A 15,206-nucleotide genomic window follows, 5' to 3' on the forward strand; every position below is an offset into this window, starting at 1 on the left:
ATCGGGAGAAATGCTGGACACAAGGCGCTCCGGACTGAAAAATTAGTAATGAGAATTACTATCAATTTTCCTTCAAACCTGCAGATTTTGGCAAGCCGCGCCTAAGGGGCCTGTGTCGGCAGTTTTTGTCCGCTAACGGTCTCGGCTCAACCTTCTTGGTGGTGCAATTTGTCGTCCAACCGGTTCCGCTTTCGAAGAGACGTCGATAGTGACGACTGTCTGCGCACTTCCGGCGCACATCTCCACAACTAGCGGCGTGCCATGCCCCTTTTGATGTGAACCAGTTGGCTGTGACCCAATCTCCACCCCAGCTCTGGCCCGGTGACATTATGAGATTGAGGCGTCGCACGAGAACCCCGCTCAAACCTTTCACGCAAATCCCGGCGCGGCGCGCCAGCGCCTCAAAGTTAGGCAAGCGTTGAGTTGGAGCTCCCGTTAACCATCTATCGGAGCGCCTCTTCCCAAAGGGCATGCTTCGCAACCTGTGGCATTGGCAAACAGGGACGAAAGGTCTTGCGGTACCTAGTCCGTAAAACAGTCCTCGGAACGTCGACCTCAGTGGTTTGGCAAGACAGACCGAAGTACATACCCTTTTGCGTCTTTTTTATATGAGCAGCACAATCCGGCCGGGCGGGCGCCGGCCGAATTCTGCGTCCTCGATCAGGGACAGCGCGTCGGAAAACGGTGCTTCCAGGCCAATGAGCGGATGCAGCTTTCCGTCACCTGCCAACTTGGCGATATCATCTAGGTTTTTGAATCCACCAGTCGAAAACGCCATCCGGTAGCGCCCTGAAAACAGGCCGTGCAGCATCCGGGCCGGCGTTGGATTGATGTCGATAAGGCGGCCCTTGGGCTTGAGCAGCGCCAGCCCATCGGCCACGTCCAGCGTGCCAAGCGTGTCGAACACCGCGTCGTAGCGACCATCGGATGCGAACAATGCTTTGTCCGAGTACGAGAACGCCTGATTGACGCCGGCAGCCTTCGCGGCAGCGATCGAGGCATCACCGCACGCGCCGCAGACTTGCGCCCCATGCGCCCGCGCGAGCTGGACCGCGTAACTGCCAACCGCGCCACTGCAGCCGTGGATTAATATCCGCGAACCGCGGCCCGCGCGCGCGACGCCGACGATAGCCGCCCAGGCGGTCGCTGCCGGGATCGGAAGGCACGCGGCTTCGCTGAATGTAAGCGTGGCGGGTTTATGGGCAATGAGTTTGGCGCTCGCATCGACGACCTCCGCAAACGCCCCTTGCCTCCTGATCTCGGCCGTGCCGAGCACTTCGTCGCCCACGCGGAAATTGATGACATCGGCACCGATCTCTTCCACGACCCCAGCGAAGTCGGAGCCCATGCCCAGGGGAAACTTCCACCCGGTGACAAACTTCATGACACCGCGGCGCAATTTCCAATCCAGCGGATTAATCGCTGCTGCCTTTACGCGCACGCGCACCCGCTGGGTTTCAAGCGGGGGTAGCGTATGTTCCGCGAACGCCATCGCTTCGGGACCGCCGTAGTTGCTGAACTGCACTCTTTTCATGAGATTCTCTGGCTTTCGCCATTTTCTTGGGATGCCAATTGATACCCGCACGGTAAGCTCGGGCGGGCCGCGAGCTTACCGTGCGGCCGGATTCATGCCAGCTCGGTATAGTCGTCCACGGTGAGAGCAATGGCGCCTGCTGCGACGTTCTCCTGAAGGTGCTCAACGGTACCTGTGCCTGGGATCGCTAGCATCACCGGAGAGGATGCCAACAACCAGGCCAGCGCAATCTGGGATGGCGTAGCACCGTGCCGTCGAGCGACACGGGCCAAACGCCCATCCTCGATTTCCCTACCGCCGCCGAGCGGGAAGAAGGGGCAGAACGCGGTACCGGCATCCTCGCAAGCCTTCAGAAGACTCAGGTCTTCGCGCTTGGCGATATGGAAGTTGTTCTGGACAGCCGCGATCGGGGCGATGGCTCGGGCCTCGTTCAGGTGCCCGATATCGACGTTGCTGATTCCCAGATGCCGAATTAGGCCTTCTGCGCGCAGTGCGGCCAACGCTTCGAAGCGTTCGGCCAGCGACTCGCCGTGCGGCACCGTCATCTCGCCGATACGCAGGTACACCAGATCAAGACGATCCAGGCACAGGCTGGAGAGGTTATCTTCGACGAGCTTGCGCATGTCAGCGCCCGTGGCGTGTCGGTGGCTGCCATCCTCGTTAAAAACAACCCCGACCTTGGTCGCTATCACCAGGTTGGAGCGATAGGGATGAAGCGCCTCGCGGATCAGAGCATTGGCGCGCACAGAACCATCGGTGCTCTGATAGAACGCGGCCGTGTCGATGTGGTTGACGCCGAGTTCAACCGCCTGGCGTAGTACGGCTCGCCCGGTCTCCGGATCGCGCGGCGGGCCGCGAAAGCCGTTGCAAGGTAAACGCATGGCGCCGAAGCCAAGCCGCTTGATGAGCAGGTCTCCGCCCAGAAGAAACTCGTTCATATTTGAAAGCGAAGAACTCATGTCTTGCTCCTGTTGGAAATTGTGCAAGGTCGCAACGTCGAACGAGAAGCGCAGATCACGCGCATCCAAGCCGTTCGGCGATCCGGTCAAAGATGTATTCGGAGGCCGTCGCGTAGCCACCGATCTGGCAGTGAGACTGCGCCGTCGTGGTCTCGTCGAACAGCAGGTACTCTTTGGGCCCTTGCAAGGCGTCGTAGAATGGCTTGGCCCCGCGAAAAACCTCGCCCGTGCCATCTAGTACGAGCGTCTCGCAGGTCACTTTGTCCAAAATGGCCGAGTTGTCGTAACGATGGAGGGCGTGCACCACATCGTTGATCGTGGACGGCACGCCGTGCTTCCAGGCGTAGTCGCGCACCAGGTTGCGCATCTGCTCTGGAATCTCGTCCAGTGAATAGTCCGAAAAACGTTCTAGTTGCGCGACGATTTGGCGTCCCCAACTGATGTTGCCTGGATCGGTGATGCAGAGCTTGATACGTTTGTCGAACGCGGCCACACGCGGTACCAGATAGCCACCGAAGCTCAGGCCCATCAGTGCGACATTGGAAGCGTCGATCTCCGAGTATTTTTCCAGCGCGAAGTCGATCAGCGGGCTGACCACTCTCTCCCAATCCGGACGGAAGGTGAGATTGTTCAGCCGCAGCGCCAATCCCTGGCCCGGACCATCGTATGTCAGGCAGTGGATGCCTCTTTGCAGCGCGCCTTCGCAAACCCAACGGGTGTCTTCGGCCCACGTGTCCCGGCCAGGCGTGACGATGAGCAGCGGTGCCTTTGCGCTCGCATGCGGCGATCGGTAGAAATAGCCGGGAAGAAAGCCGTGCTCGTATGGAATATCGATGCGCTCACCGGGGTAGCCCGACAGCTTGATATAGCGCTCGTAGCATGAGGCGCTGGCGACTGCGTACTCCCTCATGCGCTTGTCGCCGAAATCGCTGAAGTACAGGAGCGCGCAACGCCAGTACGTAGAGGCTCGGAGATAGGCGCTGGACGCGGTGACGCGCTTGGAACTGCGGTCCGCCGCTTCTGCTCGGTCTTGCAGCCGGCTAGCCAATCGGGCCCACGCATCGACCCATGCTTCTTCATCGCTGCCATCAAGTTGGTGCACCACGTCCATGACCTCGCCAAAGTCGGTCATCCCGTAGGGCATGAGACTCAATATGTGCTTTAGGAGCGCATCGATCAGTAAATTGTCATTGAAGAATTTGGGTTGCGCCCAATGCACTCTCCACAACGAGCTAGTCGTCTGGTCGCCAACCTTGCCGCCCGCGAGATTGCGATATTCCTGCTCTTTCTGTCCACCCATTCTGTTCACACCTTTTCCTTGCATTGTTGATGGATTTGCCTCGCTCCCCGAGACTTCCTACCTATTTAGACCGAAGATGAGACAAGCACTTAGAACTGAGTAAAAAGGGCGCTGCCCCCGGGCAGGCCGTAAACCGCAGTTCGACACTTCACTCGGAAAAAACTGACATCATGACTTTCGTCTGCCACCTAAAATACGGGTTGAACGTCAGTCGCGCGTGTACTTTGCCCTCCTCGCTATATCCCCAGTCCGAGAACCAGGTCTCTGCTCCTCGCTCGCACGCCTCTCGCGCCTTTCGGTCCATACCATTCAAACAGATGCGAAGAGCTCCCTCGGCTCCGTAAAGCGGATTGCTCGGAGAGAACAACACGCCCATATGAGAAAACTGGCTAATTCGGAGATCAGGGAAGCGGTCCTGCCGTACTAGAATCCGCGCATCGGTAGCCAATTCATCTGAAGTAGTTCCGTACCAGATCAAGCGGCTTTGCGGATTGGTAAAGCGAGACTTGAAGACCTCAAGCAGGTAATCTGTATCCAGAACTGAATCGTGCTCAGCGACGACCATAAAAACGGGCTTGCTGTAGGGGCGCTCGAGTAGGCGCCTAGCAGTCACGCTGGTTCTATAGAACTGAGCGTAGCCGTTTAGCGGGACATTCATATAACGCACAGGGGTCTGCATAATCACACCTTCCCCCGGCGCGATAACCCACTGGCGCAACCTCGACGCAAGCGGCGCGAGCCAGTCCAAAGACATGCTTTTGAATCCAGGCGAAAACAACATGAGGCCCGCCACTTCTGAGTGGTGATAGGCATAGTCGAGCGCTAGGTTGGCTCCGGTGGAGAACCCCCCCAAGTAGATCGGACCATCTACATCCTGTTGCAATGTATGCGCTTGTTCGTAAACGACTCGTTGCCAGTCTTCCGCTGTGATATCCAACATGTCCGCAGGATCGGTTCCATGTCCCGGAAGCAGCACTGTGCGGACCAGATATCCGCGTGCAGCAAGTTCTGGCGCTACGTCATGAAAAGACCACGGGGAGTCGCCAAGTCCATGGATCAGAAGGACTCCCCTAGCAGGCTTTGCGTCCAGGGCGACACTCGAGGGGCGCCATTCCTGCGGCGAGTTCCAAAGCAATTCCGCCCGTTCATCAGTGAGTTGGAACTTGCGCTTGGCTTCGATTTTTTGAATCATCTCCCCGCGATAATCGGCAAAGACGACCGAGCGGATCGGCGCTTCGATCCGCTCCATCGGTGCACATCCTCCTAGCAACCCTCCGGCTAGCGACGCTACAAGGACGGCAGATAACAAGCAGGCTAGACTGCCAACCACCCGCCGCCCCAACGTCCGGCGATGTCCGCTGCACGGAAGACTAGGCGGGCCAACTAAGGACTCACTCATCCTATCCGCGCCTCACGACGGCACTTTCCCCTACAGCCAAAATGCGCTTTCTCAGCCTCGGAAGACCTAGGCGCTTCCATTCGGCCGTCAATCGAACCGGTGGTTCGTCCAGCGCTTCGTACGTCAGTTTGAAGGTGCCCCAGTGCATGGCAAAGAATTGCTTCGCGCCCAGGTCGATATAGGCATGCACCGCCTGTTCCGGATTCATATGCTGCCTGTTCATGAACCACTCTGGTTCATACGCACCTATTGGCAGGAGAGCAGCATCGATTTCCGGAAAGCGATAACCGATTTCCTTGAACCCTGCAAAGTATCCAGTGTCACCGGAGTGATAGACGCACGCCGATGGCCCCTCGACAACAAAGCCTCCCCAAAGTGTCTGGTTGCCGTCGGTGAGGCTTCGGCGGCTGTAATGTTGAGCGGGCACGAATGTCAGCTTGATCGGCCCCAGTTGCACTGATTTCCACCAGCCCAGTTCGCTAGCGTGCATTCCCCGCTTGGCGAAGTACGCCTTCAATCCCAACCCAGCAACGACGGGCGCACCTACGCGCTCTAGCGACGGGAGATCAAGGTGATCGTAATGGTTATGCGTGATGAGCACGGCGTCAATAGGGGGCAGGTGTTCGGGCAGTAGCCCGGGAGGCACATTACGCACTTTCGGACCTAGTCCAAGTTCGCCAAAAATTGGATCAATAAGAAGCGACTTTCCTTCCAGCTGCACAAGCCAGCTTGCGTGGCCGATCCAGGTGAGGCGCGCACCTTCGCCGGGCGCCGGTGGGGTCCCAATAGTTGCAAGATCGGGCAGGACGGTCGGCACGAAAGCGCGCCTGGATACGCCGCGTCCGCGTCCGGCCAGACCATCAACGACTAGCATTCGAAAGGCAGGCACGACCGTGCCCGGCGCTGTACTGCCATCAAGGTTCTTGAAGCGTCTCCGCCTTGCGAGAAGAGCCATAATTACTTCTTCCAAAAAATTGTTGCGGTGCGCCGGCGCAGTGTCCTGAGCGCCCCACCATTTGTGCATAGCGCACGCGCCCTTTCGCAGCAGACATGCGCTCAGAACTTAAAAGCGATACAGGTACCCCAGGCCGAAGCCCCACTGAGTGCTCTCGTCCACCAACGGACTGTTTCGAATAGCTGAACCCATTCGCGTTGCGCCCGCGTCAAGGTAAAGATTGTGTTGACGCACGGGCTCCCAGTCGATGCGAAGTCCAACCTCCGTATTGATTGCGGAGCCGGGGCTATATGCGGGCCGCCAACTGCGCGCCTCGCTTGGCCGGACACCGTAGTAGTAATCAACATAGTTGCCGTCTACCCATTCAGCGGCCAGCCGGGGCGTAAATCCGAATGCGCCTGCCGCAAACCGACGGTCGATTTGAAACTTGGCTCGTCTGCCGTCGCTATTGCTCATCACGTCAGTCAGTACTTCAGCCGAGAGGTTCACTAGGGCGGTGCGCCAAGTTACGATGCCTCCCACCCAGAAGCTCGAATTCCGATCCTGCATGCCAGAGAGGTATGGCGAGTCGCCGGAGTCGTAGTCTTCGCCGATGTATCGCCCGCGCAATCTGAAAGATACTGGCCCCAACGAAGGCAATTTGACGTCTAGACCCAAACCTATCAGCTGCACGTAGTCGTTCTCGAACGTCAGCAGGGGAAGCGCACGTACTCGGTCGTCAAAATCGCGGTACACGCGATAGTTGATTCCGGCTCCAATGCCGATCCCCCATTTTGAGTCTTCACGTTCCAGCGCCGTCGCTTGTCCGGGAGCGCTGGATATTGGGTCGAGGGATTGTGCAAAGGCTCGGGTTAGCGGAATTGAGACCGAAACGGCTAATGCCAGTGCGAGGGCACGCGGTTTGAGATCAGCCGTTATGGAGTATCGAAAAGGTGATGACATTGAGATCCCCAAATGAAAGTTGTGGTTGCCCCCCACGGGGTGCGCTTGATTACTGACCGCCGTCTAACTAAATGGACCTAGCGGTCTTCGACAGCAAGGGGCTAAATCTATGCTATTAGCGGTCCAGCTCTCCCATGTGGACGCGGTACTTCGATGTCCGCTTGGATCGCCTGACTTCCGCGTCATGACTCTTGCGCTGCATCAGATCCTCGAAAGAGAGGTTGCAGAATCCCCATGGACACAAGCCACGCCTCAAATCGATGGACGTAAAGGAACACCGTCGGCACGACGAGCAGGCTTAGCGCTGTAGAAGTGATCAAACCGCCAATAACGGCCATGGCCATCGGACGACGAAAGCTCGAATCCGCGCCCAGACCCAAGGCGATTGGCAACATTCCCGCAATCATTGCGACAGTAGTCATCACAATTGGGCGAGCGCGCTTGTGGCACGCATCCAGCAACGCATCATGTGCAGAGAGGCCTCGTGCGCGCATTCCCAGGACTGCGTATTCGACAAGCAGGATCGAATTCTTAGTTACGATCCCCATCAGCATCACAAGCCCAATCATTGAGGGAACGCTCAGCTCGCTGTCGGTCACCAGAAGCGCGAGAAACGCGCCGCCAATAGAAAGCGGGATAGCAGATAGAATCGTGATGGGCTGCAGAAAATCTCTAAACAACAGTACCAACACGCAGTAGATGCAAAGAACTCCGACAACTAGCGCCATACCAAACCCGGCGCCTAATTCGGCAATAATTTCAGCGTCGCCGGCTTGGACTACTTTGACGCCTGAGGGAAGATTCCTCATCGATGGCAGATTCGCGGCTGCCGCCTGCGCGGTTCCGAGCGCGGTGCCCCCCAGGTCGGCCGAGATGGTGACATTTCGGAGCCGGTCGTACCGATCGATCTGCAATGGGCCGCTCTCTACGCTAATGCTCGCGATGCTTCCCAACGGGACGGACCCTTGGCTGCCGGGTACGCGCATGTTGCGGATAGTTCCGATGTCTTGCCTGTCAGTGTCCGAGAGCCGCGCGCGGATGTAGACTTGTCGATTATCAAGATTCAGTCGCGCGACCTGAGAGTCAAAGTCCCCACTAGTCGCAATACGCACGATGTCTCCGATTGCATCGGCTGTCACGCCGCGCTCTGCAGCACGCTCCGCATCAGGGCGTATGATGATTTCTGGCCGCTCCAGACTCGCGGTAGAAGCGATGTTAAAGAGGCCCTTGACATCTCTTAGCTGTGACTCGACGGCGTTTGCGCTTGCCTTTAGTGCGTCAATGTTGTCGCCAGCCAGAATGATTGTGAGCTTTCCCCCCGGGCCACTCCCCCCCACCGCGAACCGAGCTCCCGGCACGTGACCCAAGCTTTCGCGGACCGAGTTTTCGATATCTTGTTGAGTCGGACGCTCGCCACGTGGCGAAAGAGTCAACGTGAGGGTCGCTCGGCGCACTTCGCCGGTCTTCGCCCCACCGGGACCGGAGCGCTGAGCATTGCCGACGGTGGTGAAGACATGCGCCACCCCGTGCACGGTGCGGATTGCCTCACGCGCAGACTCGGAAATCGCGAGCGTATCGTCGAGAGAGCTTGCTGGAGGTAGCTCAATGCTCACAGTCGTAGTTCCACTGTCGGAAGCCGGAATGAAGCCAGTTTCGATGAAGGGGACGAGCGCTAGCGACGCGGCGAGGAAAGCCACTGATCCCCCCAAGGTCGTCTTACGGTGCTTTAGACACCACCGCACCAACGTCATATACGTGCCCATGACCCTGCCGTCTTCTGGCTCGGGGATAGGCTCTGGCTTGAGAATGTAGGCGGCCATCATGGGCGTAAGAAGCCGGGCGACAAGCAGCGAGGCGAGTACGGCAATGACGGCGGTCCAGCCGAACTGTTTGAATACCATTCCACCGATCCCACTCATCATGGCCGTCGGCAGAAACACCACAACCAAGCTCATGGTGGTCGCCATGACCGCTAAGGCAATCTCTGATACGGCGTCCTCTGCTGCTTGTCGTATTGATTTACCCATGTGCCGATGTCGTTCGATATTCTCGATCTCGACGATTGCGTCGTCGACAAGAATTCCCACGACCACTGCCAACGCAAGCAAGGTAACCGTGTTGAGCGTGAAGCCCAACCATGCCATCGCGGCGAACGCCGGAAGGATGGACAAGGGCAAGGCCGTCGAGGCGATCAGCGTGGCGCGCCAGTCACGCAAGAAGACCCAGACGACGACCATCGCTAGAATGGCTCCCTCGTAGAGCATTGCCATCGAGCCGTCATATTGCTCGAGGGTCTGTCCGATAGATCCCGATATTTCCGTGAACGTGAGTTTGGGATCATCTTCTTGAAGCAGCCTCACGGCTTCTCGCACCCCTTGTGCGAGACGAACCTCGTCGTAGCCCCGAGCGCGGTATACGCTGAATCCGACAACGTGCTGACCGTCAAGCAGAGCGGCTTGGGACGCGTCGGTTTGGCCGTCAACAATCGACGCGATCTGACTTAGCCTGAAGTGGCTGCCATCTGGCAGAGCAACACGAAGATCCGCGAGCTCCGATGCCGTTCGAACCGTAGCAATCGTTCGGATGGACTGCTCTTTGCCGCCGAGTTGGCCGCGTCCTCCGGATGACTCCTGCTGTATCTGCCTGAACGCCCTCGAAACATCGGCAGCGGTCACCCCGAGGGCAGTCATGCGCAGCGGATCAACTTCAATTCTGACTTCGCGCTCAACCCCTCCTAGTCTCTCAAATCGGCCAACTCCGCGAACCCCTAGGACGGCCTTGCCAACGACATCATCGACGAACCACGAAAGCTGCTCCTCGTTAAGGCGACTGGACGCTATTGCGTACGTGAGAACAGCCGCTCCAACGCTGGACGATGCACTCACATTGGGTTGAAGCAGATCCGGCGGTAAATCTGAGCGAATGCTATCTACCGCATTCTTCGTCTCTATCAATGCGTCCGAGAGGTGCTTCTCCAGCACGAACTCGACTTGAATTGACACGACGCCGTCCGTGACAGACGTTCGCAGGTGGTTCAAGCCGCTTAGCGTCGCTAACGCGTTCTCGACCTTTCGCGCCACTTCGGTCTCAAGCTGAGCTGGCGCCGCACCCGGTTGCGTCAGTGTCACGGTGACCATTGGCAGCTCTAAGTCAGGAAGATCCTGTGTAGGAAGCTTTTGAAATCCCCATAGGCCCGCGAGCGTGAGCAACGCGAAAAGAAGAATCGACGGGATTGGATTACGGATCGACCAGGTGGCGAAATTCATGGCCGACCGCCCCTCTCGGGGATATCGTTTGCGAGCCGGACGACATCTCGATCCTTCAAGAAGCCTGCGCCTTGAACGACGACATGCTCTGCCTTTCGCAACCCTTGAATTATCTCTATCGCCCTTTCGTTCCTGCGACCAAGCGTCACGCCGCGCAGGGATACGTGGGGTGTCGGGCCTTCATCCGAAGGCGTAAAGACATAGCTTCGACCGTCTCGGATAACGACGCTTTCGGCGGGCACGACTAGGGCTTGACTCTGGCCCAGCGCGATCGCGCCAGGGGCGTACATGCCAGCCCGAGCGGAGCTGCCCTGCTTGATGTCCGCATAGATAATCCCTAGGCGGGACGCGTTATCGAGAGTTGGCGACGTTTGTCTAACCGTGGCCGTGGCGCTGCTGCCGTCGGGGAGGCTCAATACGACCTCCTGTCCCAACCTCACATGTGAGAGCTGCTCTGCCGTGAGCTCTCCCCGCCACTCCAAGCGACCCTGACGGATTATGCGAAACAGCTCTTGGCCAACGGGCACAACGGCACCCAGCGTCGCAGATCGAGCGCTGACGACACCATCGTCAGGCGCCCTGACTTCCGTATAGCGAAGACGCAGTTCATTCGCCGCAAGCGCGGCATTCGCAGTTTTGGACCGGGTTACAAACTGGAGTACATCCTGATCGCTCATCGCCCTGCTGCGCTGAAGGGACATCGCCCGGCTTCGATTTGCTGTAGCCTCGTCGGCGGTCGCCTTTAGCTGCGCATGCTCAGCCTGCAAAAGATCGGCGTCGAACTCGGCGATGACCTGCCCCTTTCGAACCACGTCGCCAACGTTAACAAACACCTGCACGAGCTGATATCCACCGATTTGGGCGCCGATAATTGCCTCCTCCCAAGGCGCAACAGATCCACTAGCCTTCAACTCGACAGGCCATAGAATCTCGCGAGAAGCCGCGCTGGTTACTGTGAGGGCCGGTGTGATGGCTCGGGCGGGTTCGTCCTGGACCGGTGGGCGACGCGTTTTTAGAAGGAGCACTACCGCGAAGATGAGTGCAAGCACGGCCACCACGTACAGAATGCGGCGCTTCCGTGAGCGGTCTGGAGCTGAGACGAAATTTTCGTGTTGTTTTGTCATTGGACACTGCGATCGCTGCGAAAATCGGTACTGACGGCCTTTGCGTCCCCCGACTGACCGGAGGGGTATGCATACATCGCTGGATTACCCGCGGCACGCACAAGCGAAATCCATGATCGAGCGCGGTCGGACGCAGCGGTTATTGCACTTTCCCTCGCGGCGTTGAGTCTTCGTCGAGAGCCTTCCAACTCAAACAGGCTGACTGCGCCGGCTCGATAGCTAGCCTCGTTTGCGTGAAATGCAACGAGCGCTGCGTCAACGGCTTTCGTTGACGTGTCGGCTCGTTGCTGTGAGGAAGAGAGCGCTGCGAGGGAGTCTTCAACGTCCCGCGTGGCCGTACGCAAGATTGCCTCGAGGTTTGCCAATGAAGCGCGGTAGCGTGCTTCCGCCGCTTCCACATTGGCGGATCCTAAGCCTCCGTCAAATATCGGTACGGCGAGAGCACCACCAATAGACCAGGTGTCGGAATGCGTCGTGGAACCCCATGCTCGAATCCACTGACCAGTTAGAAGCGCGGAGAGATCCACGCGCGGTAGCCGGTCGGCCCGAGCCACGCCGATTTCGGCGTAGCTCGCTGCAAGCTCGCGCTCTGCTGCTCTTACAGAAGGATGCTGGCGGAGCACCGTGGCGGGCATATCCAATAGAAAGGAAGGCGGGCTGGGGACTACGCTTGCAAAAGCGTTAATTCCACTGTCTTCGCTGGTAACGCCATTCCCGGCGTCCAGCAAAAATCGTGATGGCTGGGGTACGAGGCTTCGGATCGAATTTGCCTCTCGCCCACTAAGCGCGACAAGTGAATCAACCAACTCGGTGCAGAACTGTTCCTGACTCGAGCGATTCGTTTGCGCGATAAACAGATCGCTCGAAGCGCTAGCTTCGTCAACCGGTGATACGTTCCCGACGGAGAGACGTTGACGAATGAGCGACAGCTCAATTTCGCGCGAAGCGATGTCTTTGCTACGGACGGCGAGGGAATAGTTGCATGCTCGTAAGGCGACGACACTGTCGGCGATCTGCGCAATCAATGACAGCCGAGCATCTTCGGCATCAGCGCCTCGCGCATCGAGTCGACTGCGAGCAGCATCTTCGCTTGCGCGGGCTCGTCCCCAAAGATCCAGCTCCCACGACAAACTTGGCGCCAGTGAGGCCGAGGTTGCAATGACAGCAGCCGCGCTTCCTGACTGAGCTTGGGAAGCGCCACGCGACATAGATCCATTGGCGTTCAAGTGGGGTGCGCGTCGGGCTCGGCTGACGCCGACGGCGGCCCGCGCTTCATCGACTCGCGCGGCCGCTTGGGAAAGTGTCGGGTTGTCGAGTAATGCCGACTCGACGAGAGAATCAATGGCCGGATCATCAAATCGTGTCCACCAATCTTCTTGTCGCGCCATTGCCCCCCCAGATGCGCTTTCTGGAATGTTGCTCCACGCCCCTGGCATAGCGACCTCGGGAGTTTCGTAGCGCGGTTGGATTGCGCAGCCACTCAGCCAAAGGAACGTCATCAACAGCCCTCCGCCGCGCAGTCTTGTGGGAATTCTCAAAGGGCGAGTCGGACTAGACATGGCTGTGAGACCCTTCGCGACAGCATGCTGCTCTCAACCCGACGCCGCCGCATGGCCCGAGCGGGATGCCCCGGGCGGCGCCGCATCCCGCGCAGATGCCCATGGCCGCAGGCAAACGAAAATAGGTCTCAGTCATGCGCACATTTTGCCATAAGTGACACTAGGTGCCAATAGGGCATTTTATGCCACTTGGCGTTTAGTGACTGTAGGCGCGACTAGGCGATAGCGGCGAGAAGTACGCCGGGAATGCCTTAAACACGGGAGCAAGGGGGCTACTGAGCCCCCCTACCGGCTGGTGCAGGCCCCTAATCGGAAGAACACGAACCGGAAGTGGAGATACACCCCGGGCATGGCGACGCTCGCCCCGTTCACAACTGCGAATTCACCCGGCACAGGCAATGGAACAGACCGGTTGACACAGAACCGCTGCGCCCAGGCTGCGGAGATTTATTGAGCAACAACTCCTTGCATCACGACCGCGCCAGTGTAATTGCACGTTCGGGGCAAGCGGTTACGCATAGCCCACAGGCTTCACAGGCATCTGCGTTGGGAACGAAGGCTTGCTTCCACCCGTGCGCGAATCCCTTCACTTTACCTAGCCAAGTCAGGCCGACCCGCTCCTCGGCAGGAAGTACACCTGTTTCGAAGACGTTGTGAGGACAAACGGTGACGCAAGCACCTTTGCCCTCACAGCGGTTGCGATTGATCCGGGGCACAAATTTGCCCGGTGGATGCTTACACGAGGCGCCGGACTGCTCGACTGAATCATTCATGGGGCACCAGTAAATCCTGGCCTCCTACAGGAGGCGAAAGTGGCAACGCGGAAAATTATGGCACAACGTGCCATTTGTCTCAATGTGCTATCTTGTCACTTTTGAGAATTAGTCGCGGCGTCACAGATGATCGATAAGACTTCCACCCTCCGTGAAAGACAAAAGCACAGCACTAAGTCGGAACTGTCTAGGCTTGGGCTCGAACTCTTCCTGAAGCAAGGGTTCGCGAACACCACAATTGACCAGATCGTCGAGCCTCTGGGCATCGCCAGGCGCACCTTCTTCCGCTACTTCGCTACCAAAGAGGAGTTGGTGTTCGCTTGGCACGCTGACAAGACCGCCCAGCTAGTCGAGGAGCTGCGAGGACGGCCGTCCGAAGAGGGGCCGATTGATGCCGTCTGTGAAACGCTGGGCTCGACTCTGAACCTTTACGACGCGATGCCAGATATGGCCTTTGCTCTCGTACGCCTTTTAAAGGAGACCCCACCTCTACTTGCGAAGGAATGCGAGAAGCGGATGGAGCGAGAGAGAGCACTGTCCGAGGTTCTTGTTGAGCGATATGGTGCTAACGAGCTCAGTCTTCTCAAAGCGCGGATCATTGTGGGGGCCGTCACATCGGCCTGGACCGCTGGCTTGGACGAGTGGTACGGAGAGGGTGACCAAGCAGATTTGCGGCCAATCATGGCCAGAGCGTTCGCCGCGGTGCGCGACTTGTAGAAGCAGCCGCTCTTCAATTTTGAACTATCCAATTTGCGGGTGTTGTTTTGCACTGAAAGCTGACCCAGCAGAGGTGCGGACGTTTTCTTAGACTGGTTATGTTGCGATTTCCAGATGCTGCCGGTATTCCAAGGGACTCATGCCACCGAGTGAGATTTTGATCCGATGCCGGTTATACCTGTGGATATAGGAGTCCACCTGCCGCATGAAGCCCTCAAGCGTCGTATTGATCCAGTCGCGATGGTAATACATCTCGTTTTCAACCTTCCGAAGAAGCCCTCGCAGGCGGCGTTATCCGGTGAACACCCTTTGCGTGACATGGAACGCGCGCGGTGCGCCTTGTGCATTCGCGAGAGCCACCCAGGCCAGCGGTAATGGGCACCGCGGTCGAAGTGCACAATCGGTCGATCCGGACTGTCTGCGACTATTTCGATGGCAGCATCCAACATGGTGTTTACAAGCTCGGCGTCCGGACGCGTGCCCACGAACCAACTGACCACAAGCCCGTCGAAGCAGTCGATCATGGGCGACAGATATACCTTGCCCGCCGGCAAGTGGAATTCTGTGATATCGGTGAGCCATTTCTTGTTTGGCGCCACGGCCTGGAAATCACGATTGACCAAGTTCTCCGGAGCGACGTCCTGTGACGTGCCCCCGGAATGTCCGTACAGGTCAAAA

12 protein-coding genes and 1 pseudogene are annotated in these 15,206 nt (G+C 58.1%); 1 reads left to right on the top strand and 12 read right to left on the bottom strand.

What is annotated here, in order from left to right:
- Positions 1 to 604: 604 nt before the first annotated feature.
- The 10 genes from CEG14_RS20410 to CEG14_RS20455 all read right to left on the bottom strand — a co-directional run bounded on the left by CEG14_RS20410 (position 605) and on the right by CEG14_RS20455 (position 13,811).
- Complete coding sequence (locus tag CEG14_RS20410; protein ID WP_179280645.1) at positions 605 to 1,534, bottom strand: NADP-dependent oxidoreductase; 930 nt, start codon at positions 1,532 to 1,534, stop codon at positions 605 to 607.
- Positions 1,535 to 1,626: 92 nt separating this feature from the next.
- Complete coding sequence (locus tag CEG14_RS20415; protein ID WP_094828308.1) at positions 1,627 to 2,493, bottom strand: aldo/keto reductase; 867 nt, start codon at positions 2,491 to 2,493, stop codon at positions 1,627 to 1,629.
- A gap of 55 nt (positions 2,494 to 2,548) precedes the next feature.
- Positions 2,549 to 3,793 carry an alpha/beta hydrolase family protein gene (locus CEG14_RS20420; protein WP_094828203.1) on the bottom strand — a complete coding sequence of 415 codons (1,245 nt, stop codon included), beginning with the start codon at positions 3,791 to 3,793 and terminating at the stop codon, positions 2,549 to 2,551.
- Positions 3,794 to 3,941: 148 nt separating this feature from the next.
- Positions 3,942 to 5,042: an alpha/beta hydrolase gene (locus CEG14_RS20425; RefSeq protein ID WP_094828204.1), complete on the bottom strand. Its 1,101-nt coding sequence runs from the start codon at positions 5,040 to 5,042 to the stop codon at positions 3,942 to 3,944.
- A gap of 151 nt (positions 5,043 to 5,193) precedes the next feature.
- Entirely contained in the window at positions 5,194 to 6,147 is a 954-nt protein-coding gene (locus tag CEG14_RS20430) for an MBL fold metallo-hydrolase (protein WP_094828205.1), read from the bottom strand.
- 108 nt (positions 6,148 to 6,255) lie between these two features.
- A complete protein-coding gene (locus tag CEG14_RS20435; protein ID WP_094828206.1) occupies positions 6,256 to 7,089 on the bottom strand; it encodes a MipA/OmpV family protein in 834 nt (277 codons plus the stop codon).
- A gap of 182 nt (positions 7,090 to 7,271) precedes the next feature.
- On the bottom strand, positions 7,272 to 10,355 hold the full coding sequence (locus tag CEG14_RS20440; protein ID WP_094828207.1) for an efflux RND transporter permease subunit: 3,084 nt from the start codon (positions 10,353 to 10,355) through the stop codon (positions 7,272 to 7,274).
- On the bottom strand, positions 10,352 to 11,479 hold the full coding sequence (locus CEG14_RS20445; protein WP_094828208.1) for an efflux RND transporter periplasmic adaptor subunit: 1,128 nt from the start codon (positions 11,477 to 11,479) through the stop codon (positions 10,352 to 10,354). The genes CEG14_RS20440 and CEG14_RS20445 overlap by 4 nt, the downstream gene beginning before the upstream one ends.
- A complete protein-coding gene (locus CEG14_RS20450; protein ID WP_218831349.1) occupies positions 11,476 to 12,978 on the bottom strand; it encodes an efflux transporter outer membrane subunit in 1,503 nt (500 codons plus the stop codon). Before CEG14_RS20450 ends, CEG14_RS20445 begins: the two co-directional genes overlap by 4 nt.
- A gap of 530 nt (positions 12,979 to 13,508) precedes the next feature.
- A complete protein-coding gene (locus CEG14_RS20455; protein WP_094828210.1) occupies positions 13,509 to 13,811 on the bottom strand; it encodes a 4Fe-4S dicluster domain-containing protein in 303 nt (100 codons plus the stop codon).
- A 126-nt stretch (positions 13,812 to 13,937) separates the two neighbouring features.
- On the opposite strand from CEG14_RS20455, the gene CEG14_RS20460 reads away from it, so the two are divergent.
- On the top strand, positions 13,938 to 14,528 hold the full coding sequence (locus CEG14_RS20460; RefSeq protein ID WP_094828211.1) for a TetR family transcriptional regulator: 591 nt from the start codon (positions 13,938 to 13,940) through the stop codon (positions 14,526 to 14,528).
- 96 nt (positions 14,529 to 14,624) lie between these two features.
- On the opposite strand, the gene CEG14_RS26810 is transcribed toward CEG14_RS20460, so the two are convergent.
- Entirely contained in the window at positions 14,625 to 14,780 is a 156-nt protein-coding gene (locus CEG14_RS26810) for an IS3 family transposase (RefSeq protein ID WP_373454211.1), read from the bottom strand.
- A gap of 2 nt (positions 14,781 to 14,782) precedes the next feature.
- Positions 14,783 to 15,127, bottom strand: a pseudogene (locus CEG14_RS26815) (DDE-type integrase/transposase/recombinase); the annotation flags it as partial.
- Positions 15,128 to 15,206: the final 79 nt, after the last annotated feature.

Source organism: Bordetella genomosp. 1 (genome assembly GCF_002261335.1).
In the GTDB taxonomy this organism is placed as follows: Bacteria; Pseudomonadota; Gammaproteobacteria; order Burkholderiales; family Burkholderiaceae_B; genus Bordetella.